This is a genomic window from Rhizobium sp. RU20A, assembly GCF_900155885.1.
GTDB lineage: Bacteria > Pseudomonadota > Alphaproteobacteria > Rhizobiales > Rhizobiaceae > RU20A.
This window is the reverse complement of sequence record NZ_FTMB01000006.1, coordinates 183,014-208,562: the sequence shown is the minus strand read 5'-3', so window position 1 is coordinate 208,562 and position 25,549 is coordinate 183,014. Positions and strand designations below refer to the sequence as shown.

The following is a 25,549-nucleotide window of genomic DNA, read 5'->3' as shown; positions in this document are numbered from 1 at the left end:
CTGTCCCTCGCCGCTTGATGCGGCGTTTGGCGTCTGATTTGATGGCCGGGTCGCCCGCGTGGGCGATGGCATGGAGCGGTCTTTCGGGTCGCAGGGGAGCAATGAAACGCATGGCGAGATCGATGTTCCGGTTTCTCTCCCGGCCCCCGGAGACCGTGACGATTGCCGATGCTGACTATCTGCTGCGCCTGCCGGTGGTGGGCGACTACCGCGCCTGGACGGGCTTACGCTCCGAAAGCCGGGCCTTTCTCGAACCCTGGGAGCCGGCCTGGCGCGCCGAGGATCTGACGGAGGGCGCCTTCCGCGATCGGGTGGCACGCAGCGAACAGGAGTTTTCCGCCGGACAGGCGGTGGCGCTGCTGTTGTTTTCACGTCGGAGCGATGCGCTGCTGGGCGGCATCACCATCGGCCACATCCGGCGCGGGGCGGCGCAATCCTGTATGATCGGCTACTGGATGGGCGAGCGCCATGCCGGCCACGGGCATATGAGCGCCGCCGTTGGCCTTGTCATCCCCTACATCTTTTCGGTCCTTCAGTTGCACCGGATCGAAGCGGCCTGTATTCCGGACAATGACAGAAGCGTGAGGCTCCTTGAAAAGGCCGGTTTTGAGCAGGAAGGCTACCTTCGGAAATACCTGAAAATCAACGGCCAATGGCGCGATCACCTGCTGTTTTCGCGGCTCGCGCCTCCCGATGGTCCAACGGAAGTGTAATCGTGTTGAACGCTTTGAAACGCCGAGCCGCCGCGTGCCCGATGGCTCAGCTCGGCCGCATCCTCGCCGCTCTTTTCGTGCTCGCGCTGTTCGGCGCAGGGCCGGCGCTCGCGCTGGAGCCGGTGAAGATTTCGCGCGAGGACACTGCGCTCGACCTGACGGCAACGACGGAAATCTATACGGGTCGCGGCGATGCCTTCCAGGTCTCCACCGCGCCCGGCACGGACGGCATCGTGCGGCGCATCGAGGTGCGCGCCTCCTCGGACCAGCATCGCGGCGACTGGGCCGTCTTCGCGCTCGCCAACGTCTCGGAAGAGCAGCTGGAGCGCGTCATCGTCGCCCCCCACTTCCGCCTCGTCAATTCCAAGCTCTTCTGGCCCGATCTCGGCTCGCAGCGCATTCTCGCCATCACCCCGTCGGAGGGCTTTGCGCTGGACCGGCAGCCGAGCGAGGAGGCGGATGTCTTCCGCATCACGCTCAACCCCGGCTCCGTCATTACCTTCGTGGCGGAACTCGCGTCGCCGGAGCTGCCGCAGATCTATCTGTGGGAGCCGGACGCCTACAAGGATACGGTCAACGCCTTCACGCTCTATCGCGGCATCGTGCTCGGCATTGCCGGCCTGCTGGCGGTGTTCCTCACCATTCTCTTCGTCGTCAAGGGCACGTCGATGTTGCCGGCGACGGCGGCGCTCGCCTGGGCGGTGCTCGCCTATATCTGCGTCGATTTCGGCTTCATTTCCAAGCTGATCCATGTCACGGCGGATGACGAGCGGATCTGGCGGGCGGGCACGGAGGTGTTCCTTGCCGCCGGCCTCGTGGTCTTCCTCTTCACCTATCTCAACCTCAACCGCTGGCACCAGCACCTGTCCTACGCCACCCTCGCCTGGGTTCTTGGCCTCGGCCTGCTTTTCGGCGTGGCGGTCTACGACCCCGCCATCGCGGCCGGGATCGCGCGGCTTTCCTTCGCGCTGACGGGCACGGTCGGCCTCATTCTCATCATCTATCTCGGCTTTTCGCGCTATGACCGCGCCATCCTGCTGGTGCCGGCCTGGGCGCTGATCCTCGTCTGGCTGTTCGGGGCCTGGATGACGGTCACCGGGCAGCTCGCCAACGACATCGTGCAGCCGGCGCTCGGCGGCGGGCTGGTGCTGATCGTGCTTCTCATCGGCTTTACGGTGATGCAACACGCCTTTGCCGGCGGCGCCTACCAGCTGGGCCTGTTCTCCGACATGGAGCGGCAATCGCTGGCGCTGACGGGCTCGGGCGACACGGTCTGGGACTGGGACGTGGCGCGCGACCGCATCGTCACCATGCCGGATGTTTCGGCGCAGCTCGGCCTTGCGCCCGGCACCATGCACGGGCCGGCCCGCAACTGGCTGCCGCGCCTTCACCCCGACGACCGCGACCGCTTCCGCGCCACGCTCGACGTGCTGCTGGAGCATCGCCGGGGACGGCTGAACCACGAGTTCCGCATCCGCGCCGAAGACGGCCATTATCACTGGCTGGCGATCCGCGCCCGGCCGGTGCTGGCCGCAACGGGCGAGATCATCCGCTGCGTCGGCACGATCGGCGACATCACCGAACAGCGCAATTCGGTGGAGCGACTGCTCAACAATGCGGTGGTCGACAATCTGACGGGCCTGCCGAACCGGCAGGTGTTCCTTGATCGTCTGCAGGCGATCCTGTCGCTGGCCCCGACCTCAAACATGATCCGCCCGACGGTGCTCGTCATCGACATCGATCGCTACAAGGCGGTGAACGACCAGCTCGGCATCGCCGCCGGCGACAATATCCTGATCGCGCTGACACGCCGTCTTCGCCGCCTGCTGCGCCCGCAGGACACGCTGGCGCGGCTTGGCGGCGACCAGTTCGGCCTGATCCTCATGTCCGAGCGCGAGCCGGGCAAAGTGGCGGATTTTGCCGATGCCGTTTCCAAGGCGATCATGGTGCCGCTTTCCTTCGGAGCCAAGGAAATCAACCTGACGGCCTCCATCGGCCTTGTCTCCTGGGTGGACCAGCAGGAAAATGCGGCCGGGCTCCTCAACGATGCGGAACTTGCCATGTTCCGCGCCAAGAAGCAGGGCGGCAATCGCGTCGAGCCCTTCCGGCCCGCCTTCCGGACCTCCGGCACCGACCGGCTGCAGCTCGAAGCGGAGCTGCGCCGCGCCATCGAGCGCAAGGAACTGTCGATGGCCTACCAGCCAATCGTGCGCCTTGCTGATGCGGAAATTGCCGGTTTCGAGGCGCTGATGCGCTGGGATCACCCCAAGCGCGGCAATATTTCCCCGAGCGAGTTCATTCCGATTGCGGAGAATTCCGAACTCATCAACCAGCTCGGTCTCTTCGCGCTGGAACAGGCGACCTCCGATCTTGCCGAATGGCAACTGGCGACCGGGGCCCTGCCGATCTTCGTGTCCGTCAACCTCTCCTCCGCGCAGCTTCTCTCCAACGAATTGTGCGAGGACCTGCGCGCCATCATTGCCAAGAACCGCTGCGACCCGGCCCGGATCAAGATGGAGCTGACGGAATCGGTGGTGATGGAGAACCCGGAACAGGCGCGCCTCGTGCTCACCAAGCTGAAGGATGCCGGCCTGACGCTGGCGCTCGACGACTTCGGCACCGGCTATTCCTCGCTCTCCTACCTCACCCGCTTCCCCTTCGACACGATCAAGATCGACAAGGCGCTGGTGAAGGACCCCTCCGACAAGCGCGCCGTGCTGCTGCGCAACGTCGTCAGCATGGCCCGCGAACTCGACATGCAGGTGGTGGCCGAGGGCATCGAGACGGAAGAGGACGCCCAGCAGTTGGCCCAGATGGGCTGCGACTACGGCCAGAGCTTCCTTTTCGGCCCGCCGATTGGCGCCGAATCCATCGGGCGGCTGCTCAAGGAGCGGTTTCCGCTGATGAGGCGGGCGTGAGGGGCTGAAGGGGCCGGCGGCGGTGTGTGTGGGTTTACCCCCCCCTCTGCCCAAACTCCGCCGACTGCCCCTACTCCGCCATATGCACCAGCGCGGAAATGATCGTCGCGCCGCCGATGGGGGCGAGCAGCAAGAGCAGCAGATTGAAGCCGATCAGGGCGAACAGCACTTTCTGCTGACCGCGCGTCAGCTCCGGATATTTCGGCTTTTTCGGCGGCTCTTCACCCCAATAGTGGGGCTTGTGGTTGTCGGTGTTGAGAAACATGGCGTTTCGCTGTCCGGTGCTGCGGGATGATGCATCCTGCCGTGACAGAGGGGGAAAGGCCAGAGGGTTTTGGGGGAGGTGGCATCCCGGCAATCCTACCTCCCCTTGAGGGGGAGGTCGCCGCAAAGCGGCGGGTGGGGTGACTTGCGACGCTCACTTTGGCCGCCGTTCGACCGGACAGACTGAAATCCTCATTTCACCCCGGTCGCATTGTGCTCTCGGCCATGACGATCAAGGAAACGTTCGCGCCATACCGCCACCTTTGATCCCTGCCTTGCCAGATGGCTGAGCTGTGGCTCGGCTCCTGCCCAGATGTCACCCCACCCCGGCGCACGCGCCGACCCGCCCCCTCAAGGGGCGGGTGGGTACTTGCCGCAGCGCTGGGGCGTTATCTCTGGGTCTTGCAAGGAGATGATAATTGCGAGGCTGTGGTGTTCCGCGCGTCCGTCAAAACTCCACCTCCAGCTCGACGATCTCGTCGGGCTCGGCAAGCGCCCCGGCGATCCAGTCGGCCATGAGGGGCCAGGAGAGGATGTGGGCGGCGTAGCGTTCGAGGGCTTCGGGCAGGTCCACGGCATAGGTGTGGAAGCGGGAGCAGACCGGGGCATACATGGCGTCGGCGACGGTGGGGCGATCGCCGAAGAGCCAGGGGCCGCCGCTTCTGTCCAGGCACTCGGTCCAGATGGTCTTGACGCGCTCGACGTCGGGCCTTGCGCCGGAAAAGATCTTGAAGCGCTCGTGGCGGGCCTTGAGGTTCATCGGCAGGGCCGAGCGCAGATTGTGGAAGCCGGAATGCATTTCGCCGGCAACGGCGCGGCAGAGCGCGCGGGCTGCCGGATCTTCCGGCCAGAGGCCGGCATCGGGGAAGGTCTCGTTGAGGTACTCGGCGATCGCCAGCGTATCCCAGACCACGACATCGCCGTGGGTGAGGCGCGGCACGAGCACGGAGGGCGAGAGCAGCAGGAGTTCCTGGCGGGCATCATCGTCGATCTCGATCATCACCTCGGTAAAATCGAGCCCGGCCATGCGGCAGAGCAGCCAGCCGCGCAGCGACCAGGAAGAATAGTTCTTCGATGACAGCGTCAGCGCGGCGCTCTTTTGCGAGCCTTCCAAGGCCTTGTCCGACTTTTCGGTGGCGATATCCGCCGGCGCCGCCCTGCGGGCAGAGGGCGTCTTCGCCGGTGGTCGTGACTTGGCGGGGGATTTGACCAGTGCCGGTGCCGGTGCCGGTGCCGCGATCCGGGCGGTGCCTGTGTCGGATTTCGTCGTCTTGCCGTCTGCCATCTCGCCTGCCCTCTCCTGCCCGCAGCGCATCGCCCTGTGCCGGATGCGATGATGCACCCTCGTCTTCCGTCTTGCCAGCGTCGACGCCATCTGGTCGGATCACCGCCGTGCAGGCCGCCAAGCGTCCGGCAAACAATCTTCTCGCATCGCGAAAGATTTTGCACTAGCATTTTTGCACCGCGGCAAAGATCATTCCACTCATCGACACGAGGCGACGGCAATGCTCTATCAGCTCTACCAGTTCGAGGATGATCTCGTGGCGCCCTGGCGCGACTGGGCGCGGTGGATGAAGGGCTGGCCGAGCGTTCTCCTTGACGGGTTCAGTCCGGCTGTGGCGCGCCAAAGCGAGGCGTCGCTGGAGATGCTCTCCCGCTTCGAATTCACACATGTGCGGCCGGACTTTCACATCACCAGCGTGCTGATCGGCAATCGCGACGTGCCGATCAGTACCGAGGTCGTGCTCGACCTGCCCTTTGGCCAGTTGCTGCACTTCGTTGCCGACATCGATACGCCGCGCCCGCGCGTGCTCGTGGTGGCCCCGCTCTCCGGGCATTTCGCGACGCTTCTGGCCGGCACGGTGCGCACCCTCCTGCGCGACCACGACGTCTACATCACAGACTGGGTGAATGCGCGCGATGTCTCTGTCACGGCCGGACGGTTCGGCGTGGACGAATATGTGGATTACGTCATCCGCTTCCAGGAGGAGATCGGGCCGGGCGGGCACATGCTGGCAGTCTGCCAGCCCTGCGTGCAGGCGCTGGCGGCGGTGGCGCTGATGTCGGAGGACCACCATCCGGCAACGCCGCGAACCCTTACCCTGATGGCCGGCCCCGTCGATCCGCGCGAGAGCCCGACCGCCGTCAACGAACTGGCGCTCTCCAAGCCGCTCTCCTGGTTCGAGACGCAGCTGATCGGCACCGTGCCCTTCCGCTATCGCGGCGGCGGGCGGCGGGTCTATCCGGGCTTTCTCCAGCTCACGGCCTTCATGGCCATGAACATGGAGCGGCATGTGGAGCAGCACCGCAAGCTTTACCGGCACCTCGCCAATGGCGAGACGGCCGAGGCGGAGAAGATCAAGACCTTCTACGACGAGTATTTCGCCGTGCTGGACCTGACGCGCGAATTCTACATCGAGACCATCGACCGGGTGTTCCAGAAGGCGGAACTGGCCACGGGCGATTTTACCCATCACGGCCGCAAGGTGGATTGCAGCGCGATCCGCAACACGGCGCTCCTGACGGTGGAAGGCGGGCGCGACGACATTTGCGGGCTCGGCCAGACGTCGGCTGCGCACGACCTCTGTCACACGCTGCGCCCGCATCTGAGACGTCACCATCTGCAGGCCAATGTCGGCCATTACGGCGTCTTCAACGGGCGGCGCTGGGAAAACGAGATCTATCCCGTGGTGCGCAACCTGATCCTTTCCATGGAATAGGGCTCCCCTGCCCCTGACGAAAGCGTGATGCGATGCGCCGATGTCACAGGCGCCCCGTAAACTTCGCATTCATCCTTTCCCGGTAATCTTCCGTTAGCAAATTGCAATGGGGTGAAACCCGGTGGCGCGTTTGCGCCGCCTGTTCCTGTACTGCGTAGGGGTTTTCATGCGTTTTCCGGTGATGCCAGCCATCGTGCCAGCCATGTCGCTCGCCTGCTTCCTGCTGGCGGGCTGTACCTCCAGCTCCTCGCCGGAGGTGGCGCTGGCACCGATCCCGTCCAACGAGGTGACGAGCTCGGTCGTGCCCGCCGCCACCCCGCCCTCTGCCGTCAGCAGCGTCGAGACCAGCATGGCCGGCATGCAGCAGATGCCCTCGCAGGCCGTCGCGCACGATCCGGATGCGCTTGCCTTTGCCAACCGCCCTGCACCCAGCGCGGCGCTTCAGGCTGCCAATACCGAAATGGCGATGGCGATCCCCCTGAACCGGCCGGGCGAGGCACTACGGCCGACGCTGTCCGACGAGAGCGAAGCACGGCCCGGCAAGCGCTCCCGCGTCTATTCCCAGCGGTTCCGCGATGCCAAGCCCATCAATTTCGGCAAGCGCCAGCCGCGCCACTATGCCGTTCACGGCGTTGATGTGTCGCGCTGGCAGGGCGACATCGACTGGCCAAAGCTGCGCACGCAGGGCGCCAACTTCGCCTATATCAAGGCGACCGACGGCGGCGACCATCTCGACCCGATGTTCAAGACCAACTGGCGCAAGGCGCATGCGGCGGGCCTGAAGCGCGGCGCCTACCACTTCTTCTACTGGTGCCGCACGGCAAGCGAGCAGGCCGCCTGGTTCATCCGCAACGTGCCGCGCGACCCCGAGGCGCTGCCGCCTGTCATCGACGTGGAATGGAACGGCGAATCCAAGTGCCGCCGCCAGCCGAGCCGCGCGCAGGTGCTGGAAAAGATGCGGGTGTTCATGGACATGGTGGAAGCCCATTACGGCCAGCGCCCGATCATCTACACCGCGCCCGATTTCTACGAGGACAATCTGTCGGGTGAGTTGAAGAACGAGAAGTTCTGGCTGCGCGCCGTCGCCCAGCACCCCTCCAAGGTCTATCCGGGCCGCAAGTGGCACTTCTGGCAGTATTCCGGCTCCGGCCTTTCGCACGGCGTGTCCGGCAAGATCGACCTCAATGTATGGCACGGGTCGGAAGCCGAATGGCATGCCTGGTCGGGTCAGCGGGGGAGCTGAACTAGGCTGCGGCACATGAGGTGGTCAGCGGGCCCCCTCATCCGCCCTTCGGGCACCTTCTCCCCGGCGGGGAGAAGGGAGATGGAGCCAGACGTCACCGCTTTCTGCCTTCTCCCCTCGGGGGAGAAGGTGCCGGCAGGCGGATGAGGGGGCTTTGCGCGGCGATGTCTAGGCCTCACGCCGCGACGGCGCTTTCCATGGCGATCGGCTTGCCCTGCACGAGGTCGTTGATGAACTCGAGCTTTTCCATGACCGGCACGTTCAGCACGAAGGGGTAGGCATCGGGCTGGCCCATGGAGCGCTGCATGGCGTTGAGTGCCACAGAGATCGGCACCCAGGCTTCGATGAGCGTCTTGGCATCCGGCGACTGGTAGGGGTTGAAGTCCACTTCCGCCGCCATGTCGGCGTGGCGCTGCGGGGCGGTGGAGAGGCCGAAGGCGCGGGCCGTTTCCAGCGTATCGACGATGTGGAAATAGTGCGCCCAGCATTCGGCGAAGTCTTCCGCCGGGTGGCAGCTGGCATAGGTGGAGATGAAGTTGTTCTGCCAGTCGGCCGGCGGGCCTTCCTCGTAATTCTTCTTGAGAGCGGCCGCATAATCCTCGCGCTCGTCGCCGAAGAGGGCGCGGGCCCGGTCCAGCGTCGCGGGATCGGTGACGAGACGCGACCAGTAATAATGGCCGATCTCGTGACGGAAGTGGCCGAGCAGCGTACGATACGGCTCGTTCATGGCAACGCGGATGCTCTCGCGCGTCGCATCTTCGGCCTCGGCGGCGCGCAGGCTGATCAGGCCATCTTCGTGGCCGGTCATGGCCGGGGTGATCTTGCCGTTTTCATCCACCTCGTCAGCGAGGAAATCGAAAACCAGACCGCCTTCGGGCAGTTCCTCGCGGGTCTGGCGCGGCAGGTTCCAGCGCAGGATGGAATAGAAGAGGTGGCGCTGGGCCTGGCTTATCTTGCGGAAGCGCTCGAGGCCGACGGGATTGTCCGTCACCGGCACGATACGGTTGTGGCGGCAAGCGATGCAGAAGGTCTCGTCCGTTTCGCCGGCATCGATCATCCAGTTGCAGACATCGTCGACGGCATTGGCGCAAAAGCGCAGGCCCGTACCCTCAAGACCGGGCGAGGTCCACAACCCGTTCTCACCTTCGGTCACGGCGTGAACCTTCATGTCCTTCGGCACGAAACCGAGGCGCGAGCCGCAGGACACGCACTGGGTGCTATCGAAATAGACGGGATTTCCGCAGGTATCACAGTTGAAAATGCGCATCATGGCCCCCTGAAGGTGTGACCGGCGCGGCCGCTTGTTGCGGCGGGGTCACGAAAAGAAATGAATTTAGGTCTACATGGCCAGCAGGCCGCAAGGCCGTGGCGTCATCGTCGTGTGCCGCTTCCCCTCCGGCTGTCGACGGAAAGCCCGCCGGCGCTTTCGCGCGCGGCGGGCCTGGCGCGAGCGCTGTCCGGTGAACCCGTCCGAACGCGCTCAGCGCTCCTCCCAGCCCTTCCGCAAGCGGTCGGGCGGGAATGGTCGGGCCCTTGCCGAGGGAAAGCAAAGGGCCCTGCCCCGTCACGCCGGCCTTGAGCCGCGTGACACGGGCATCACCGATCACATGCGATCGACGACGCCCTTGACTGCATCCTTGGCCTCACCGGTCGCCTTCTGGGCCTTGCCCTTGACTTCCTGGCCCTTGCCTTCAGCTTCCATCTGACGGTTGCCAGTGGCCTTGCCGGCTGCCTGCTTGACCTTGCCGGCGACTTCGTTGGCGGTGCCGGAAACCTTGTCGGAAAGACTACCCATTGGATGGCTCCTCTGTTCGTTACGGCGCTTGACGTTTCGTTGCGCCTTGCGACCAGAAAACGGGCCAAACAGGCTTTGGTTCCGGTATCAAACGTGAATTTCAGGAAAGGTTTTACAACGGTCCGAACGTGACGGCCCCGCCCGCAGCGCGCGGGCGTCGAAGACCCTCGCACGCCGGTCAGGCGTGGCCGGTATCCATGGAGAGCATGGCGGGGGTGACGCCCATATGGTGCAGCACGCGGTCGTACTTGTCGCCGAGGCCGCTGTCGAAGATGAGGTCGTCCCGCGCCGGGCAATTCAGCCAGCTGTTTTGGGCGATCTCTCCCTCCAGTTGGCCGGGCGCCCAGCTGGCATAGCCCAGCATCAGCATGGCGCGGGAGGGACCGTGCCCACGGGAAATGGCCCTGACGATATCGAGCGTTGCCGTCAGGCAGATCTCATCGCTGACGGGAATGCTGGAATCGCTCATGTAATCATCCGAATGCAGCACGAAGCCGCGGCCGGTTTCCACCGGGCCGCCAGTCTGCACACGGAAATTGCGGGCCGAATCCGGCAGCTTGATCGCCTGATCGGGCTGGATGATATCCAGATGCAGCAACACGTCCGGGAAGGTCAGCGTCTGCGGCCTGTTGAGCACGAAACCCATCGCGCCATCACCGGAATGGGCGCAGATATAGACGACGGTACGGGCGAAATTCGTGTCGGCAAGCTGCGGCATGGCGATCAGGAACTGACCGTCCAGCACACCCCGTTCCCGCTTGCCTTGCGTCATCGTGATTGCCATGGGGTCAGCCTATCAATTCGCAGCCAAATGAAAAGTCCTTCCATTGGCCGCCGGTGATTTTGCCGCAATGGGCGTGTTCATCAAGGATGATGCCGCGAAAGCCCGATCTGGTGAAGCGCTATCGAAAGCGATAGGTTCAACGACGGTTTCAGCGCAAAGTTTCGGGCAAAGACCCCCACATTTCCGGACAGGGCAGGCATGGCCAGCACCGCATCACTTCATCGTTATCTGGAACGGCAGGCCTTCAGGGCAAGGGCGGGGGCACGATTGTTCCTGGTCTCGCTCACGCTCGTTGCCATTTCCGCACCGTCCATGGCCCTTGCAGCGTCGAGCCCGTGGCTGGAGGTCAAGGGTGGTCGCGTGCGGCTGGTGGCGCTCGCGCCGGACGCCGGGGGGCAGGTCGAGGCGCTCGTCGATATCCGCCTTGAGCCTGGCTGGCACACCTACTGGCGCGAACCCGGCGCCGGCGGCATTCCGCCGACCCTCAGCTTTGCCGATCCCGCCGTGACGCTGGAGAGCATGGGCTTTCCCGTGCCGGAGCATTTTCAGGAGGGCGATCTGCAGATGGCCGGCTATGCCGGGAAGGCGCAGTTTCCGCTCACCCTGTCGGTGCCATCAGGGAAGATGCCCGAAAGTCTGGATGCCGACCTCTTCCTTGGCATCTGCAAGGAGATCTGCATTCCCGTATCCGGCACCTTGTCCGTGACACTGCCGCGGGCGGGCGCCTTCGAGCCGCTCGATGCAGCGCTGATCGAGGCGGCGCGTGCCAGCCTGCCGCCGGAGCGCTCGCCGGGCCTGTCGGTGAGCGGGGCCAGGCTGTCAGCCGACAAGGACAGGCTGAGCTTTACCGTGACGGGCAGAGGGGACGGGACAGCCCTGCCCGACATCTTCCTCGCGGGGCCCGCCGGCGTCGGCTTCGGCTCACCGCAGGTGCGCGCCGAGGGCGCCGGGCGCTTTGCGGTGGATGTGCCCGTGCGACTTGGAAAGGGCGCGCAGGCGCGGCTTGCGGAGGGCGCCCTCCTTGCCGTGCGGCTGGGCAAGGCGGAACTGGAGACGCGCCTTTCCCTGCAATGACCAACGACCGGCATCGTTCTCGAAAGACGGGAAACATCGCTTGATATCCTCGACCTTGACCCGGCGGCGCGATAAGGATGGCTGCCGCCGTTTCCGCACGGCAGCCCTTGCGGGGGCGCCGGTGCGGGTTTGGCCGGCACGCACCGCCCCTTTCGTCTTTCCGCTTCCAAAGGACCGTGACCCATGACCATTGCCGTAGGAGACAAGCTGCCGAGCCTCACCCTCAAGGAACGCACGCCGGACGGTCCGGCCGACATCGATACCGATGCCATGTTCCTCGGCCGCCGCGTCGTTCTCTTTGCCGTGCCGGGTGCCTTTACCCCCACCTGCTCGATCAACCATGTGCCGGGCTTCATCGAAAACCGTGAAGCCATTCTCGCCAAGGGGATCGACGACATCTTCGTCGTTTCCGTCAACGACCATCACGTGATGGGCGCCTGGGCCAAGTCCACCGGCGGCGAAGGCAAGCTGCGCTTCATCGCCGACTGGAACGCCGCCTTCACCAAGGCGCTCGGTCTCGACATCGACCTGTCGGCCGGCGGGCTCGGCGTTCGCTCCAAGCGTTACGCCCTGATCGCCGACAATGGCGTCGTCAAGCATCTCGGCCTTGAGGAAAACCCCGGCCAGGCCACGGTTTCTGCCGCCGCCGCCATCCTCGAAGCACTCTGATCCGGCGCTGAGCCGTTCAACCGGTTTATGGCCTGCGTGGGGTAACGCCCGCGCAGGCCTTCATTTTCGTGACCGGCCGTGATCGGTTCCCGCGGTGACAGCCACACTTCCGCCGTGAGAGTATCTGATCCCTGTCAACGACGAAACGACAGAGGAGACCACGGACATGATCGGGCGAATGACGGATGGAGCGGCAGCCTTGACACCGCTTCAGCTGAGGCTTCGGGATACAGCGCTGACGCTGATTGCCGAACGTCGTGCCTGCGATCTTGCTCCGGCCTTTGCCGCGATCGAAGCCAGCGGCTCCGACTGGCGCCTCAGCGAAGTCGGGGGTGCGGCGACCCTGCCCTCCGCGCATCTTGCCGCCCTTGCGGCGAACCGCGACACGGAGCGCGACAGCATCCGCCTGCCGCTTGCCGAAGGACCGCATGCGGTGGGCGAAGCGCTGCTGGCGCTGGCCGGCCCCTTGCTCAGCGAGACGCCCGCCCATCTGTGGCTCGATGCACTGGTGGCCCGCCCCTGCCATCTCGTCTCGGAAGCCGACTGCCACTACGGCGTCGTCACGGCCTCGGGCACCAGCCTTGCCCACGCCGTCGCGGCCCTCAAGGCCGGCGGCCCGCCGCTCGCCTGGGCCCGCATGGCGATCATCTCGCCGGACGGCGCCTTTGCCCTGACGATCGAGGGGGAAACGGCGCTTCTGGTGCGCACTGTTACAACGGAGCGCGCCGCGGCCTGACGGCTCACTCGCGGAAGGATGAGTCCTTTCACGCTCTTGCGGGGACGTGTGAATCCGGCGCGCAAAGCTCTTGAGAGATTGATTCAAGCGCCAGTGGGCAATGCCAACCAACCTTTCCGTCGTTCCGGCCTCGAACCGGAATGACGGAGAAGAATAAGGACCGTTCTGTCCCTCCCCGCCTTCAGCGGCGTTTGAAGGGCTCCATGCCGCGGCGGGCGAGTTCGTCGGCGCGCTCGTTTTCGGGATGGCCGGCATGGCCCTTCACCCAGTGCCAGCGCACCGTGTGCTGACCGCGGGCGGCATCGAGCGCCTGCCAGAGTTCGCCGTTCTTGACGGGCTTCTTGTCGGCGGTCTTCCAGCCATTCTTCTTCCAGCCGTGGATCCACTTCTCGATGCCGTCCATGACGTATTTCGAGTCGGTGTAGAGATCGACGTCGCAAGCCGTCTTCAGGGCCGTCAGCGCCGTCACCGCGGCGGTCAGTTCCATGCGGTTGTTGGTGGTGGCGGCTTCGCCGCCGAAGAGTTCCTTCTCGGTCTCGCCATAGCGCAGCACCGCACCCCAGCCGCCGGGACCGGGATTTCCGGAGCAGGCGCCATCCGTGTAGATATCGACATGTTTCATGCTGGGCATCTCTTTCAAGGGGAGCACGCGCAAGGGTGCTCAGGGGCGCGCAAGGGTGCTCAGGGGCGCTCAGGGGCGCTCAAGGCCGTAGTCGGCGGCATCGGCGACGGCGCGGTGGAAGCGCAGCTTGCGCAGATATTCAAGCGGATCCTTCTTGACCACCAGAGCGCCGGCCGGCGTCATCAGCCAGTCGTAGAGCCGCGTCAGGAAGAAGCGCAGCGCCGAGCCACGGGCGAGAAGCGGCAGCGCCGCCGCCTCCTCCTCCGAGAGTGGGCGCACCTCCGTATAGCCGGACAGCAGCGCCCTGCCCTTGGTCAGGTTGAACGATCCGTCCTTTTCGAAGCACCAGGCGTTGAGGCAGACGGAGACGTCGTAGGCGAGAATGTCGTTGCAGGCGAAATAGAAATCGATGAGGCCGGAGAGCGTGTCGTCGAGGAAGAAGACGTTGTCCGGGAAGAGATCGGCATGGCAGACGCCCTCGGGAAGCGTTTTCGGCCAGGCCGCTTCCAGCGCATCGAGCTCGGCCGCGATCTCGTCCGCCAGCCCCGCCTGCACCTCGTCGGCGCGGGCGGCGGAGTTGTTCCAGAGCGGCCGCCAGCCCTCGACGGAGAGCGCATTCGCCCGCTTCAGGGCAAAGCCCTCGCCGGCCAGATGCATGGCCGCCAGCGCGGCGCCCACCTGCCGGCAATGGCCGGCCTCGGGCTTGCGCAGCCAGACGCCTTCGAGGAAGGAGATCAACGCTGCCGGCCGCCCCGAGAGTTCGCCGAGATGCCCGCCATCGCGCCGCGCGATCGGCAGCGGGCAGGACAGGCCCCGGTCCGCCAGATGCTGCATCAGCCCGAGAAAGAAGGGCAGATCGGCAGGATCGACCCGCTTTTCGTAGAGTGTCAGGATATAGCGGGCCACCGTGGTGTGCAGCAGGAAGTTGGAGTTCTCCACGCCCTCCGCAATGCCCTTGTAGGCCGTCAGCGTGCCGACATCGTAATCGGCAAGAAAGGCGGACAACTCGTCCTCGGTAATATCGGTATAGACGGCCACGGCGTCGGATCCATGCTCTCGGGAGTATCGCATGAGCCATAGCGTGGCCGGCCGCGCCGTGCCAGCCCGTTTGCGGCATGGGCACAGGAAATGGATGAGGGAACGGCGTGTCAGGCGCGTTCCGTATCCTCGGCCATAGCGCGCACCGACGCCTTCAGCAGAAAGGCCGAGCGGGTCATGCCGCGGCTGCCGGCGTAGCGGTCGATGTCCTTCACCACATTTTCCGGCAGGGTGATGTTGAGGCGGACGGCGCGACGGGAGGGCACCGCAACGGGCACGAGGAAGGCGACGGCATCGGAATTGTCGCCATCGGCCATGACCGCCTCGAGCGTCAAGGGCGATGGAAGCGGGTCGCCGTCTTCGATCATGCCTTCGACATGCAGCGCCAGCGCCTCTTCCGCCATGCGGCGCGCGTCGTCGAGGTCGGTGCCTGCGGTGACGACGCCGGGGAAATCGGGGAAGGAAACGCCATAATCGCTGTCAGGCTCTTTGCGAATCAGGCCGATATAGTTCTGGCTCATGGCTCACCTCAGCTTCAGACCGGCCTGGCCCTCGATGCTTTTCAGCGTTCCCAACGGGATATCCCGCTTGGGGTGTGGCACCGTTACGCGGCCGGGCTTTTCGGGATGCTTTAACTGAACATGGCTGCCGCGCCTGGCCACCTCGACCCAGCCGTCTGCCTTCAATGCGCTCAGAATGGCATCGCTTCGCATGCCGGAAGCATACACACGAATGTGTAGCTGTTCAAGGCGGCAGCCTCAGCCGTTCACCCAGGCCATGTCGGTGTGGGTGAGTTCGACTTCGCGCAGTTCGCGGTTGACGAGGAAGTGCTCGTTTTCTTCCACGGTATCGGCAAGTTCGACGGTGGTGTCGTAGCGCGCCTTGAAGGCCTCGATGATCTCGTTGACGATGACTTCCGGGGCCGAGGCGCCGGCGGAGAGGCCGACGGTCTTCAGCGCGCCGACGCTGCCCCAGTCGATTTCGCTGGCGCGCTGGACGAGCAGCGACTGGCGGGCGCCGGCCCTGAGGGCGACTTCCACCAGACGCTTGGAATTTGAGGAATTCGGCGCACCGACGATGAGGAAGAGGTCGCAGCCGGGCGCGGCCTGCTTGACGGCTTCCTGCCGGTTGGTGGTGGCATAGCAGATGCTGTCGGCAGCGGGGGCGGTGAGGTTCGGGAAGCGCTCGTGCAGCTTGCGAATGACGCCGGCGGTGTCATCGACCGACAGCGTCGTCTGCGTGACATAGCCGAGATTGTCGGGATCGGCGGGCTGGTAGCGCTCGGCATCCTCGATGGTCTCCACCAGCGAAACGGAGCCTTCCGGCAGCTGGCCCATGGTGCCGATGACTTCCGGGTGGCCGGCATGGCCGATGAGAACGACATGGCGGCCGAGGCGCTGATGGCGCATGGCCTGCTTGTGCACCTTGGAGACCAGCGGACAGGTGGCGTCGAGATAAAAGAGGTTGCGGGCCTCGGCATCGGCCGGGACCGATTTCGGCACGCCGTGGGCGGAGAAGACCACCGGCTGGTCGCGGTGCTCGGCCGGGATTTCGTCGAGTTCCTCGACGAAGATGGCGCCCTTGGCCTCGAGCCCCTCCACCACGTAGCGATTGTGCACGATCTCGTGGCGGACATAGACGGGGGCACCGTATTTCTTCAGCGCGAGAACGACGATCTGGATGGCGCGGTCCACCCCGGCGCAAAAGCCGCGCGGGCCGCACAGGCGGATGGTGAGGGCGGAGCGCGCGGTGGTGGAAGCGGAAGAAGCCATATCGAGCAAGGGTGCCGGTCTCACATGCCGAGGAAGACGAAAAGCAGCGCCAGAAACGCCGGGCCACCCTGCACGAGAAGGATGCGCGGGCTGACCGTCCATGCGCCATATATAGCCGCCACGCCCACGCACACAAGGAAGAACAGCTTCAACTGGACCGCAAAGACGGGATCGGGGTGGAGGAGCGACCAGAAAAGGCCAGCGGCGAGGAAGCCGTTGTAGAGTCCCTGATTGGCGGCGAGGACCCGGGTGATCTCGGCCTTTTCCGGCGTGTTGCGGAAGACCTTGCGTCCGAAGGGCTTCGTCCAGAGCAGCATTTCAAGGATGAGGAACCCGATATGCAGGAGCGCCGTCAGGGCAACGAAAAGGTTGGCGGCTGTCTGCATGCGGGTTTCTCCTGCTGCGGTTCTGCCCGCATGCTTGGCATGTTTTGGCGGCGGGCGCCATGGCGGGATGGGGGCGAGGTTGTTGGGGGGTATTACCCCCCTCTGCCCTGCCGGGCATCTCCCCCACAAGGGGGGAGATCGGCTGGGCGGGCCGGCGTCCGCTTAGAGACATGTTTCCTCAACCGAGACGTCAAGGTGCCCTGCAAGCGCGCCTTTTGCGGATCTCCCCCCTTGTGGGGGAGATGTCCGGCAGGACAGAGGGGGGTCTGGCGCCCAACCATTCCTGCTTTCCCTCCGCCGCCCCTCACGCCGCCGGCGCGGACCGCCGCCGCACCCATGCCACCAGAACAACGCCGGCCAGCGCGAGCGCCAGGCCATACCAGGTGACGGCGTATTGCAGGTGGTTGTTGGGCAGGTCGACCTGCGTGACGCCGCCGATGGGAAGGCCGCCGGGGTTGGGTGTGGCATCGGCATCGACGAAGAGCGGCAGCGTGCGGGCCGGATCGAGGCCGGCCGAGGTGGTCATGGCGGCGAGATCCTTCCAGTAGAAGACATTCTTTGCCGCGTCATTGTCCGGCACCAGCAGGGAGGGCTTGGCGGCGAGCGGCGGGCGGGCAAGGCCGGTGACGGTCACGGGGCCGGCCACCTGCCCCTCGGACCGCTTGGCCGGATCCTTTCGGTCATAGGGCACGAAGCCGCGATTGATGAAGAGGCTGCGGCCATCGGCAAGCGTCAGCGGCGTGAAGACGTAAAAGCCGCTCTCGCCATTCCACGTCGCGAGGAAATGCCGCTCGCGGCCATGCTCGAAAGTGCCGGTGGCGGTGACGGTGCGGTAGTCGATGTCCTGACCGGCGGCTGCCGCCGCTTCGATGTCGGCGAGCGGCGCGGGCGGCGCGGCGCGGCGTTCGGCGATGGTGGCGAGGAGCGCCTCTTTCCAGACGAGGCGCTCGACCTGCCAGGTGCCGAGCGAAAGGAGAATGGCGAAGGCCGCGAGCAGCAGGCCCATGGTGACGACAAGCGGCAACCGCCGGCGGCGGCCGGGCGCTGCGTGACCCGTCGCGGCGCCGTCTGCTGACGCCTGCCCGGTCTCAGCCACGGTCGATCTGCCCCTGCCCGGCCTTGTTGCGGTATTGCAGGTTGATCAGAACCCCCTTCAGCATGCGCATCAGGGCCAGGCTGAGGATGGTGGCGAGCGGGATCCAGACGATGAAATGCAGCCAGAGCGGCGGCTGGAAATTCACTTCGGCCCAGAGCGCCGCGCCGACGACGATGAAGCCGACGATCAGGATGACGAAGACGACCGGGCCGTCACCCGCATCGGCAAAGCCGTAATCGAGGTCGCAGGCCGTGCAGCGGGCCCGCGGCTTGACGAGCCCATCGAACAGCTTGCCCTGGCCGCAGCGCGGGCAGAGGCCCCGCAGCCCCGTGGACACAGGATCGACCGGCGCGAAATGGGCGTGGTCATCAGGCATGTCATTCTCCTCACTGTCGGCAGCGTCCCCCCTCCGACCTTAGCCGGAACCGCCGCCGGATACACCGCGTGCATGTGACGCAGGTGTGTCTCCCCGAAAATACGGGCATGCCCGCATGGAATGCGAAGGGGCGGCCTCGCAAACCGAAAGCCGCCCCCTCAAAGATCGCAAGTCGTCTGAACGTTCCCCGTCCGATCAGCCGTGGTGAAGCGGTGCGCCCCAACCACCCCAGATGTAGATGGAGAAGAACAGGAACAGCCAGACCACGTCCACAAAGTGCCAATACCAGGCGGCCGCTTCGAAGCCGAAATGCTGCTTCGACGTGAAGTCGCCGCGGATGGCGCGGATGAGGCAGACGATCAGGAAGATCGTGCCGACCAGAACGTGGAAGCCGTGGAAGCCGGTCGCCATGAAGAAGGTGGCGCCGTAGATGCTGTCCTTGAAGGCAAAGGGTGCGTGCACATACTCATAGGCCTGCACGAACGAGAAAAGCACACCGAGCACGACGGTCAGCGCGAGGCCGTTGACGAGGCCCTTGCGGTCGCCGTGCAGCAGGGCGTGGTGCGCCCAGGTCACGGTGGTGCCGGACAGAAGCAGGATCACGGTGTTGTAGAGCGGCAGGTGCCAGGGGTCGATGACCTCGATGCCCTTCGGCGGCCATTCGCCGCCCGTGAAGGTGGCGCGGGTGGCCTGGATGGCTTCGCCCGGGAAGAGGCTGGCGTCGAAATAGGCCCAGAACCAGGCCACGAAGAACATCACTTCAGACGCGATGAACATGATCATGCCGTAGCGCAGGTGCAGCGAGACGACGCGCGTGTGGTGACCCTCGTGGGCTTCCTTGATGGTATCGCCCCACCATCCGAACATCGTGTAGATGATCAGCGCCAGGCCGATGAAGAAGACCCAGGGGTTCGCCATTTCCAGGCCGAACATCTTGAACGAGCCGCCCGAGAGATAGCGCATGTAGCCTACGCCGCCGAACGCCATGATGAAGGCGCCGATGGAGGCGAGCAACGGCCACGGGCTCGGATCGATGATATGGTAGTCGTGGTTTTTCTGATGTGCATCGGCCATGTCAGTGATCCCCGATAGTCCTCTCTCAAATCGCCCCGGCGAACCGGAAGCGACCATCCTCAAAGTTTGGTCTCGACCTCTGCCGCCTTGTTCACCGCGGCGACGGGCTTTGACGGCTCGCGCGGGTAGAAGGTGTAGGACAGGGTCATGAGCTTGATGTCACGCGTTTCCGGCTGGTCGACGATCGCCGGATCGATGAAGAAGACGACCGGCATGTCGCGCTCCTCGCCCGGCTGCAACGTCGTCTCGGTAAAGCAGAAGCAGGCGACCTTGTTGAAATAGGCGCCGCCCTGCATGGGCGTGACGTTGAACGTCGCCTGGCCGGTGGTCGGCCGTTCCGCAAGGTTCTTGACGCGATAGTTGATCTGCACGGTCTCGCCGATGCGCATTTCCACATCGCGATCGACGGGCGTGAACGACCAGGGCAGGCCGCCACCCGTATTGGCATCGAAGGTCACGCGCATGGTGCGGTCGAGGATGGTCTCGGAGACCTGCTCGACGCGCTGTGTGGTGCCGTTATAGCCGGTGACGCGGCAGAAGAGATCGTAGAGCGGCACGGCGGCATAGGCGGCGCCGAGCATGGCGACGACGAAGGTGACGCAGCTTGCCACGATCACGCCGTTGTTGCGCTCGCGGCGGGCTTCGGCGGCCGGCGCCGCCTGTGGTTGTTGCGCAGCCCCGGTCATAGCGGCATCGTCCCCGTGGTGAATTTGACGACGGTGATGACGTAGAAGATGACAACGAGGCCGGCGAGGACGACGCCGAGCGCAATGTTGCGGCCGCGGCGCGACTTCTTCTGTTTTTCGGTGAGCGTGACCGTTTCCATCACAGGCCTCCGGAAAGGCCGGCCAGCAACGGCGCCACGAGATGATCGACCATCAGCGCGGTAAAGATCGCGAAGAGGTAGAGGATGGAATAGCCGAAAAGCTTCTTTGCCGGCACCATGCGCTCATCGCCATCGGGCATGCGCAGCACGCCGACCGACGACCAGACGAGACAGAGGCCGAGCATGCCGGCGACCGCGCCGTAACCGAGGCTCGCAAAGCCGAGCATGGTCGGGGCAATGCCGATCAGCGCCGTCAGCACGGCATAGGCCAGGATCTGGCGCTTGGTGGCCGGCTCGCCCGCCACATTCGGCAGCATGGGCACGCCGACGGCTCCGTATTCGCGCATCTTGAAAAGGGCGAGCGCCCAGAAATGCGCCGGCGTCCACAGGAAGATGATGAGGAAGAGCACGATGCTCTCGATCGACACGCCGCCGGTGACGCAGGCCCAGCCGATCATGGGCGGGAATGCGCCCGCCGCACCGCCGATGACGATGTTCTGCGAGGTCCAGCGCTTCAGCCACATGGTGTAGATGACGGCGTAGAAGAAGATGGTGAAGGCGAGAATACCGGCCGCGACCCAGTTGATCGCGAGGCCGAGAATGCCGACGGAAAAGAAGGAGAGGATCAGGCCGAAGGCCAGGGCCTCTTCGCCGCTCACCCGGCCAGCCGGAATGGGGCGCGTGGCGGTGCGGGTCATAACGGCGTCGATATCGGCATCGTACCACATGTTCAGCGCACCGGACGCGCCGGCGCCGACCGCAATGCAGAGAATGGCAATGAAGCCCATGAAGGGATTGATGTGGCCCGGTGCCAGGACGAGGCCGGCCAGCGCCGTGAACACGACCAGCGACATGACGCGCGGCTTCAGGAGCGCGAAGAAGTCGCGGGGGCTCGCCTCCGACAGCGCGATCGCGCCCGTGGTGCCGTTGGTTCCGTCGATGACTGTCATGGTCCTACCCTGCTACTGCGGCGTTCGTGGATCTCCCCAGCATCCCGAACACCGTCTTCATGTCTGGAAGAAGGCCGCCACGGGGACGGCCTTCCGCCTTCAAGCGCTTACTTGATGCGCGGCAGCTGTTCCCACTGGTGGAACGGCGGCGGCGAGGTGAGCTGCCATTCCAGCGTGTTGGCGCCGACACCCCAGGGATTGTCGCCCGCGACGCGCTTCTTGGCGAAGGCTTCGAAGACGCCGTAGAGGAAGATCAGCACGCCGACGCCGGCGATGTAGGAGCCGTAGGACGACACATGGTTCCAGCCGGCAAAGGCATCCGGATAGTCGATGTAGCGGCGCGGCATGCCGGCCAGACCCAGGAAGTGCTGCGGGAAGAACACCAGGTTCACGCCGATGAACATGACCCAGAAGTGCAGCTTGCCGATGAACTCGGAATACATGTAGCCGGTCATCTTCGGGAACCAGTAGTACCAGGCCGCGAAGATGGCGAAGACGGCGCCGAGCGAGAGAACGTAGTGGAAGTGGGCCACGACGTAATAGGTGTCATGCAGGGCGCGGTCGAGGCCGGCATTGGCGAGCTGGACGCCCGTGACGCCGCCGACGGTGAAGAGGAAGACGAAGCCGATGGCCCAGACCATCGGGGTCGCGAAGCGGATCGAACCGCCCCACATCGTCGCGATCCACGAGAAGATCTTGATGCCCGTGGGCACCGCGATGACCATGGTGGCGAAGACGAAGTAGCGCTGCGTGTCGAGCGAGAGGCCGACCGTGTACATGTGGTGCGCCCACACGACGAAGCCGACGGCGCCGATGGCGACCATGGCATAGGCCATGCCGAGGTAGCCGAAGACCGGCTTCTTCGAGAAGGTGGAGATGATGTGGCTGATGATGCCGAAGCCGGGCAGGATCAGAATGTACACTTCCGGGTGACCGAAGAACCAGAACAGGTGCTGGAAGAGGATCGGATCACCGCCGCCTTCGGGCGTGAAGAAGGTGGTGCCGAAGTTGCGGTCGGTCAGCAGCATGGTCAGCGCGCCGGCCAGGACCGGGAGCGAGAGCAGCAGCAGGAAGGCGGTCACGAGCACCGACCAGGCAAACAGCGGCATCTTGTGCAGCGTCATGCCCGGGGCCCGCATGTTGAGGATGGTGGTGATGAAGTTGATCGCACCGAGGATCGAGGAAGCACCGGCAATGTGCAGGCCGAGGATCACGAGATCCATCGAGGGGCCCGGCTGGCCGGAGGTCGACAGCGGCGGATAGATCGTCCAGCCACCGCCCGAGCCATAGGCACCGGCCGGACCTTCGACGAACATGGACAGAAGCACCAGCAGGAAGGCCGGCACGATCAGCCAGAAGGAGATGTTGTTCATGCGCGGGAAGGCCATATCCGGCGCACCGATCATGATCGGCACCATCCAGTTGGCGAAACCGCCGATGAGGGCCGGCATCACCATGAAGAAGATCATGATGAGGGCGTGGGCCGTCGTGAAGACGTTGTACATGTGCTTGCCGCCGTCGATGGCAGCGTCACCCTCGAAGCCGTAGACCATGGAGGCAAGGCCGTGGAAGATCTGGATGCCCGGCTCTGCGAGCTCCATGCGCATGATGATCGACAGCGTGCCGCCGATGATGCCTGCGATGATCGCGAAGATCAGGTAGAGCGTGCCGATGTCCTTGTGGTTGGTCGACAGGAACCAACGCGAGAAGAAGGAAAGCGGCTGATGGGCGTGGTCATGATCGTGACCATGCGCGGCATGATCGTGCCCGGCGTGATCGTGATTGTGGTGGGCGGAAGATCCGGCCATGGTTGTCCCCTCCAGATTACTTGGCGTTGTCGGCGACGGTGAGCGACTTCGCCCCGTCGACGGCGGCCATCAGAGCCTTGTTGGCCTCGCCCAGATTGGTGGCGGCGGCGGCGATCCAGGCGTCGTACTTGTCCTTGGCGACGACACGCACGGCGATCGGCATATAGGCATGGTCCTTGCCGCACAGCTCGGAACACTGGCCGTAGTAGAGGCCTTCCTTCTCGGCGCGGAACCAGGTTTCGTTGAGGCGGCCCGGGATGGCATCGATCTTCACGCCGAAGGCGGGCATCGCAAAGGCATGGATGACGTCGCCGGCGGTGACGAGCAGGCGCACATTGGCACCGACGGGAACGACGACTTCGTTGTCCACGGCAAGGAGACGCGGATAGGCGGCGACATCCTGCTTGCCGGCGGCGTCACGGTCGGTTTCCTTCAGCATCAGGCTGTCGAAGGAAACGGGCGTCTCGCCGCCTTCATATTCATAGCTCCAGTACCACTGGTTGCCGGTCGCCTTGACGGTGACGTCGGCCTTTTCCGGCAGCGTCAACTGGGCATTCAGCAGCTGGAACGAGGGAATGGCGAGGAACAGAAGGATGATGACCGGACCGAGCGTCCAGACGACCTCGATCGCCGTGTTGTGGCTGGTCTTCGACGGAACCGGGTTTGCCCCTTCGCGGAACTTGACGACCACGACGATGAGCAGCAGCAGAACGAAGAGCGTGATCGGTACGATGAACCACAAAGTGTACTGCTCGAACCAGGTCACTTCCTCCATGATTCCCGTCGCCGCCGGCTGAAGCGTCATCTGCCACGGCTCCGGCTTGTCTGCGAAGGCTGCCGGAGCAAAGAGCAGACAGGCAATGGCTGCCAGAACTGCATAAGCCCTTTTCATCACGATCGTCTCTCCCAAATGCGCGCTTGATCAGGATCAAAGCGTTGCGCAGAATCCCTGCGATACTGAACCGCTTCAAACCACAGTTTGATCCATGCCGCAACATCTGTCCACGACGGCCGATGCGGCATTTTTGCCGAAACGCAAGGCACGGACCAGCGTGGCGGTTCGTGCGGCAAAGTTTGCGCGGTTGTCCACAAGGCTGAGGGCCGACGCCGCCCCCTCACATCGGGTCCAGCGTCCGCGATGGGTCCCTCCCCGTCCTATCGGGAGGGCACCTGCGCCGGAAAGGTGTCGGCTATATCGGCCAGGGTGAGGGCCGCGAACCGTTGCATCATCAGGCCCTCGGCTTCAGCAAAGACGTCGGCGAGCGTCGCATTGACGGCCTTTTCGATCGGGCATCCCGGCATGTCATCGGCTGGGCCGAGCGCAAAGATCGACGGCTCGCCCACCGCGCGATGAATGTCGAGAAGCGTCAGTTCGTTCAAGGGGCGCGCGAGCGTCCAGCCGCCGCCATGTCCCTTGACCGAATGCACATAACCTTCGTCGCGAAGCCCCGCCATCGTTCTGCGGATGACGACCGGATTGGCATCCAGCATCGCAGCAATTTTCTCCGAGGTCATGGGGCCGTCGTGGCGGCCGAGATGGATGAGGACGTGCAACATCCGCGATAGCCGGCTGTCCTGCCGCATGTGCGATACCCCGCGCCGAATTGTTTCCAAGCCGGCCCATACCATGTCAGCACCTCATGCAACAAGAAAAGTATCATGACCGTTGACGCGTGTTTTCTCGCTACTTATGTTGTTGCGTGAACAGGAGCCTCCTTCATGAGCCAGAGTGTCAACGACGCAATCATCATCGGCGGCAGCTATGCCGGCCTGTCCGCAGCGCTGCAGCTGGGCCGCGCCCGTCGCAGGGTGCTGATCATCGACGAGGGCGTGCGACGAAATCGGTTTGCCGCCCATTCGCATGGTTTTCTGACGCAGGACGGGGTTGATCCGGCTGTGATTGCGCAACGGGCCCGAGACCAGGTTCTGGCCTATCCGACGGTCCGCCTTCTCTCCGCCCGGGCAGAGCGCGTGCAGCGGCTCAAGGTGCGGGATGAGGACGGCGCCGCATTCGACGTCATTGCCGATGGCGCGCGCTTTGCCGCACGGCGGCTTTTGCTCGCCACCGGCGTCACGGACACTCTGCCGGCCATACCGGGGCTTGCGGAGCGCTGGGGCAGAAGCGTGTTTCATTGCCCCTATTGCCATGGATACGAGCTGGACCGCGGCCCGATCGCGGTGATCGCGGGATCGGCGCTTTCCATGCATCACGCGCTGATGCTGCCGGACTGGGGGCCGACGACACTTCTTCTCAACACTGCCTTCGAGCCGGATGCCGACCAGCTTTCGGCGCTTTCGGCGCGCGGCACGAACGTCGAGCGCAGCCCGGTCGTCGGCATCACCGGGCATGCCGATATCACGCTTGCGGATGGGCGCACGCTGCCCTTCGCCGGGATCTTCGCGCTGGCTGAGGTCACCCAGGCCAGTCCCTTTGCCGATCAGTTGGGCCTTGCCATGGACGACAGCCCGATCGGCGCGATGATCCGGACCAGCGCGACAAAGGAGACCAGCATTCCCGGTGTCTTCGCCTGCGGCGATGCCGCCCGCATTTCCGGATCCGTGGCCCTGGCCGTTGGAGACGGCAACATGGCCGGCGCGGCCCTTCACCGCTCGCTCATGTTCGAATCCGTCTGACGGGGCGGAGCCGACAGCCGGAAGGTCGGACGCCTCAAGCGGGAGGAAGTG

28 protein-coding genes are annotated in these 25,549 nt (G+C 64.7%); 8 read left to right on the top strand and 20 right to left on the bottom strand.

Features of this window, described 5'->3' with window-relative positions; all coding sequences use genetic code 11:
* The first annotated feature begins 110 nt into the window (after positions 1-110).
* Complete coding sequence (locus F3H41_RS15565; protein ID WP_149739661.1) at positions 111-713, top strand: GNAT family protein; 603 nt, start codon at positions 111-113, stop codon at positions 711-713.
* Between the two features lie 41 nt (positions 714-754).
* A complete protein-coding gene (locus tag F3H41_RS15560; protein ID WP_149739600.1) occupies positions 755-3,631 on the top strand; it encodes an EAL domain-containing protein in 2,877 nt (958 codons plus the stop codon).
* 70 nt (positions 3,632-3,701) lie between these two features.
* Here the strand turns inward: F3H41_RS15560 and F3H41_RS15555 are convergent, their stop codons facing one another.
* Entirely contained in the window at positions 3,702-3,896 is a 195-nt protein-coding gene (locus tag F3H41_RS15555; RefSeq protein WP_149739599.1) for a hypothetical protein, read from the bottom strand.
* 447 nt (positions 3,897-4,343) lie between these two features.
* Positions 4,344-5,009, bottom strand: a complete 666-nt coding sequence (locus tag F3H41_RS15550) for a glutathione S-transferase (protein WP_149739660.1) — start codon at positions 5,007-5,009, stop codon at positions 4,344-4,346.
* A 391-nt stretch (positions 5,010-5,400) separates the two neighbouring features.
* Here F3H41_RS15550 and phaZ point away from each other — a divergent pair, with 391 nt between their 5' ends.
* On the top strand, positions 5,401-6,615 hold the full coding sequence (phaZ, locus tag F3H41_RS15545) for a polyhydroxyalkanoate depolymerase (RefSeq protein WP_149739598.1): 1,215 nt from the start codon (positions 5,401-5,403) through the stop codon (positions 6,613-6,615).
* Between the two features lie 178 nt (positions 6,616-6,793).
* Positions 6,794-7,858, top strand: coding sequence for a GH25 family lysozyme (locus F3H41_RS15540; protein ID WP_188129489.1), 1,065 nt, complete (start codon positions 6,794-6,796; stop codon positions 7,856-7,858).
* 175 nt (positions 7,859-8,033) lie between these two features.
* Here F3H41_RS15540 and F3H41_RS15535 read toward each other — a convergent pair whose 3' ends face one another.
* From F3H41_RS15535 to F3H41_RS15525, 3 genes are all read right to left on the bottom strand, one after another.
* The gene (locus F3H41_RS15535; protein ID WP_149739596.1) at positions 8,034-9,125 is read right to left on the bottom strand and encodes a putative zinc-binding peptidase; all 1,092 of its coding nucleotides are present in this window, start codon (positions 9,123-9,125) and stop codon (positions 8,034-8,036) included.
* Positions 9,126-9,461: 336 nt separating this feature from the next.
* Positions 9,462-9,653, bottom strand: a complete 192-nt coding sequence (locus F3H41_RS15530; protein WP_149739595.1) for a CsbD family protein — start codon at positions 9,651-9,653, stop codon at positions 9,462-9,464.
* A gap of 178 nt (positions 9,654-9,831) precedes the next feature.
* A complete protein-coding gene (locus F3H41_RS15525) occupies positions 9,832-10,437 on the bottom strand; it encodes a YqgE/AlgH family protein (RefSeq protein ID WP_149739594.1) in 606 nt (201 codons plus the stop codon).
* Positions 10,438-10,635: 198 nt separating this feature from the next.
* Between F3H41_RS15525 and F3H41_RS15520 the strand changes: the two genes are divergently transcribed.
* From F3H41_RS15520 to F3H41_RS15510, 3 genes are all read left to right on the top strand, one after another.
* Positions 10,636-11,511 carry a protein-disulfide reductase DsbD domain-containing protein gene (locus F3H41_RS15520; RefSeq protein WP_149739593.1) on the top strand — a complete coding sequence of 292 codons (876 nt, stop codon included), beginning with the start codon at positions 10,636-10,638 and terminating at the stop codon, positions 11,509-11,511.
* Between the two features lie 183 nt (positions 11,512-11,694).
* Complete coding sequence (locus tag F3H41_RS15515) at positions 11,695-12,180, top strand: peroxiredoxin (RefSeq protein WP_149739592.1); 486 nt, start codon at positions 11,695-11,697, stop codon at positions 12,178-12,180.
* Positions 12,181-12,346: 166 nt separating this feature from the next.
* Positions 12,347-12,916 carry a hypothetical protein gene (locus tag F3H41_RS15510; RefSeq protein WP_149739591.1) on the top strand — a complete coding sequence of 190 codons (570 nt, stop codon included), beginning with the start codon at positions 12,347-12,349 and terminating at the stop codon, positions 12,914-12,916.
* A gap of 181 nt (positions 12,917-13,097) precedes the next feature.
* Here the strand turns inward: F3H41_RS15510 and rnhA are convergent, their stop codons facing one another.
* The 15 genes from rnhA to F3H41_RS15435 form a co-directional block, all read right to left on the bottom strand.
* Positions 13,098-13,538, bottom strand: coding sequence for a ribonuclease HI (gene rnhA / locus F3H41_RS15505; RefSeq protein WP_149739590.1), 441 nt, complete (start codon positions 13,536-13,538; stop codon positions 13,098-13,100).
* A 69-nt stretch (positions 13,539-13,607) separates the two neighbouring features.
* Positions 13,608-14,576 (bottom strand): homoserine kinase, encoded by a 969-nt coding sequence (locus F3H41_RS15500; protein WP_149739589.1) that lies wholly within the window; start codon positions 14,574-14,576, stop codon positions 13,608-13,610.
* Between the two features lie 110 nt (positions 14,577-14,686).
* A complete protein-coding gene (locus F3H41_RS15495; protein ID WP_149739588.1) occupies positions 14,687-15,097 on the bottom strand; it encodes a type II toxin-antitoxin system HicB family antitoxin in 411 nt (136 codons plus the stop codon).
* A gap of 3 nt (positions 15,098-15,100) precedes the next feature.
* Complete coding sequence (locus tag F3H41_RS15490; RefSeq protein WP_149739587.1) at positions 15,101-15,289, bottom strand: type II toxin-antitoxin system HicA family toxin; 189 nt, start codon at positions 15,287-15,289, stop codon at positions 15,101-15,103.
* 45 nt (positions 15,290-15,334) lie between these two features.
* Positions 15,335-16,348: a 4-hydroxy-3-methylbut-2-enyl diphosphate reductase gene (ispH, locus tag F3H41_RS15485; RefSeq protein ID WP_149739659.1), complete on the bottom strand. Its 1,014-nt coding sequence runs from the start codon at positions 16,346-16,348 to the stop codon at positions 15,335-15,337.
* 20 nt (positions 16,349-16,368) lie between these two features.
* Positions 16,369-16,734, bottom strand: coding sequence for a DUF1304 domain-containing protein (locus F3H41_RS15480; RefSeq protein WP_149739586.1), 366 nt, complete (start codon positions 16,732-16,734; stop codon positions 16,369-16,371).
* A gap of 304 nt (positions 16,735-17,038) precedes the next feature.
* Entirely contained in the window at positions 17,039-17,740 is a 702-nt protein-coding gene (locus F3H41_RS15475; protein ID WP_149739658.1) for an SURF1 family protein, read from the bottom strand.
* Between the two features lie 82 nt (positions 17,741-17,822).
* Entirely contained in the window at positions 17,823-18,206 is a 384-nt protein-coding gene (locus tag F3H41_RS15470; RefSeq protein ID WP_149739585.1) for a DUF983 domain-containing protein, read from the bottom strand.
* Positions 18,207-18,401: 195 nt separating this feature from the next.
* Complete coding sequence (locus F3H41_RS15465) at positions 18,402-19,280, bottom strand: cytochrome c oxidase subunit 3 (protein WP_149739584.1); 879 nt, start codon at positions 19,278-19,280, stop codon at positions 18,402-18,404.
* Positions 19,281-19,339: 59 nt separating this feature from the next.
* Positions 19,340-19,966: a cytochrome c oxidase assembly protein gene (locus tag F3H41_RS15460; protein WP_149739583.1), complete on the bottom strand. Its 627-nt coding sequence runs from the start codon at positions 19,964-19,966 to the stop codon at positions 19,340-19,342.
* Positions 19,963-20,106, bottom strand: a complete 144-nt coding sequence (locus F3H41_RS15455) for a hypothetical protein (protein WP_149739582.1) — start codon at positions 20,104-20,106, stop codon at positions 19,963-19,965. Before F3H41_RS15455 ends, F3H41_RS15460 begins: the two co-directional genes overlap by 4 nt.
* Entirely contained in the window at positions 20,106-21,056 is a 951-nt protein-coding gene (locus tag F3H41_RS15450; protein WP_149739581.1) for a heme o synthase, read from the bottom strand. The genes F3H41_RS15455 and F3H41_RS15450 overlap by 1 nt, the downstream gene beginning before the upstream one ends.
* A gap of 107 nt (positions 21,057-21,163) precedes the next feature.
* On the bottom strand, positions 21,164-22,864 hold the full coding sequence (gene ctaD, locus F3H41_RS15445) for a cytochrome c oxidase subunit I (protein WP_149739580.1): 1,701 nt from the start codon (positions 22,862-22,864) through the stop codon (positions 21,164-21,166).
* Between the two features lie 16 nt (positions 22,865-22,880).
* Positions 22,881-23,759: a cytochrome c oxidase subunit II gene (gene coxB, locus F3H41_RS15440; protein ID WP_149739579.1), complete on the bottom strand. Its 879-nt coding sequence runs from the start codon at positions 23,757-23,759 to the stop codon at positions 22,881-22,883.
* 260 nt (positions 23,760-24,019) lie between these two features.
* On the bottom strand, positions 24,020-24,448 hold the full coding sequence (locus tag F3H41_RS15435; protein WP_149739578.1) for an Rrf2 family transcriptional regulator: 429 nt from the start codon (positions 24,446-24,448) through the stop codon (positions 24,020-24,022).
* A 135-nt stretch (positions 24,449-24,583) separates the two neighbouring features.
* On the opposite strand from F3H41_RS15435, the gene F3H41_RS15430 reads away from it, so the two are divergent.
* Positions 24,584-25,498 carry an NAD(P)/FAD-dependent oxidoreductase gene (locus tag F3H41_RS15430; protein WP_149739577.1) on the top strand — a complete coding sequence of 305 codons (915 nt, stop codon included), beginning with the start codon at positions 24,584-24,586 and terminating at the stop codon, positions 25,496-25,498.
* The last annotated feature ends 51 nt before the right edge of the window (positions 25,499-25,549 follow it).

Coding starts and splice junctions, on each gene's coding strand:
- phaZ (WP_149739598.1), top strand. CDS start 5,401: ATGCTCTATCAGCTCTACCAGTTCGAGGATGATCTCGTGGCGCCCTGG.
- ispH (WP_149739659.1), bottom strand. CDS start 16,348: ATGGCTTCTTCCGCTTCCACCACCGCGCGCTCCGCCCTCACCATCCGC.
- F3H41_RS15430 (WP_149739577.1), top strand. CDS start 24,584: ATGAGCCAGAGTGTCAACGACGCAATCATCATCGGCGGCAGCTATGCC.
- F3H41_RS15455 (WP_149739582.1), bottom strand. CDS start 20,106: ATGGAAACGGTCACGCTCACCGAAAAACAGAAGAAGTCGCGCCGCGGC.
- rnhA (WP_149739590.1), bottom strand. CDS start 13,538: ATGAAACATGTCGATATCTACACGGATGGCGCCTGCTCCGGAAATCCC.
- F3H41_RS15565 (WP_149739661.1), top strand. CDS start 111: ATGGCGAGATCGATGTTCCGGTTTCTCTCCCGGCCCCCGGAGACCGTG.
- F3H41_RS15450 (WP_149739581.1), bottom strand. CDS start 21,056: ATGACAGTCATCGACGGAACCAACGGCACCACGGGCGCGATCGCGCTG.
- F3H41_RS15465 (WP_149739584.1), bottom strand. CDS start 19,280: ATGGCCGATGCACATCAGAAAAACCACGACTACCATATCATCGATCCG.
- F3H41_RS15460 (WP_149739583.1), bottom strand. CDS start 19,966: ATGACCGGGGCTGCGCAACAACCACAGGCGGCGCCGGCCGCCGAAGCC.
- F3H41_RS15560 (WP_149739600.1), top strand. CDS start 755: ATGGCTCAGCTCGGCCGCATCCTCGCCGCTCTTTTCGTGCTCGCGCTG.
- F3H41_RS15530 (WP_149739595.1), bottom strand. CDS start 9,653: ATGGGTAGTCTTTCCGACAAGGTTTCCGGCACCGCCAACGAAGTCGCC.
- F3H41_RS15525 (WP_149739594.1), bottom strand. CDS start 10,437: ATGGCAATCACGATGACGCAAGGCAAGCGGGAACGGGGTGTGCTGGAC.
- F3H41_RS15470 (WP_149739585.1), bottom strand. CDS start 18,206: ATGCCTGATGACCACGCCCATTTCGCGCCGGTCGATCCTGTGTCCACG.
- F3H41_RS15510 (WP_149739591.1), top strand. CDS start 12,347: ATGATCGGGCGAATGACGGATGGAGCGGCAGCCTTGACACCGCTTCAG.
- F3H41_RS15480 (WP_149739586.1), bottom strand. CDS start 16,734: ATGCAGACAGCCGCCAACCTTTTCGTTGCCCTGACGGCGCTCCTGCAT.
- F3H41_RS15535 (WP_149739596.1), bottom strand. CDS start 9,125: ATGCGCATTTTCAACTGTGATACCTGCGGAAATCCCGTCTATTTCGAT.
- F3H41_RS15515 (WP_149739592.1), top strand. CDS start 11,695: ATGACCATTGCCGTAGGAGACAAGCTGCCGAGCCTCACCCTCAAGGAA.
- ctaD (WP_149739580.1), bottom strand. CDS start 22,864: ATGGCCGGATCTTCCGCCCACCACAATCACGATCACGCCGGGCACGAT.
- F3H41_RS15490 (WP_149739587.1), bottom strand. CDS start 15,289: ATGCGAAGCGATGCCATTCTGAGCGCATTGAAGGCAGACGGCTGGGTC.
- F3H41_RS15435 (WP_149739578.1), bottom strand. CDS start 24,448: ATGCGGCAGGACAGCCGGCTATCGCGGATGTTGCACGTCCTCATCCAT.
- F3H41_RS15495 (WP_149739588.1), bottom strand. CDS start 15,097: ATGAGCCAGAACTATATCGGCCTGATTCGCAAAGAGCCTGACAGCGAT.
- F3H41_RS15475 (WP_149739658.1), bottom strand. CDS start 17,740: ATGGGCCTGCTGCTCGCGGCCTTCGCCATTCTCCTTTCGCTCGGCACC.
- F3H41_RS15555 (WP_149739599.1), bottom strand. CDS start 3,896: ATGTTTCTCAACACCGACAACCACAAGCCCCACTATTGGGGTGAAGAG.
- F3H41_RS15520 (WP_149739593.1), top strand. CDS start 10,636: ATGGCCAGCACCGCATCACTTCATCGTTATCTGGAACGGCAGGCCTTC.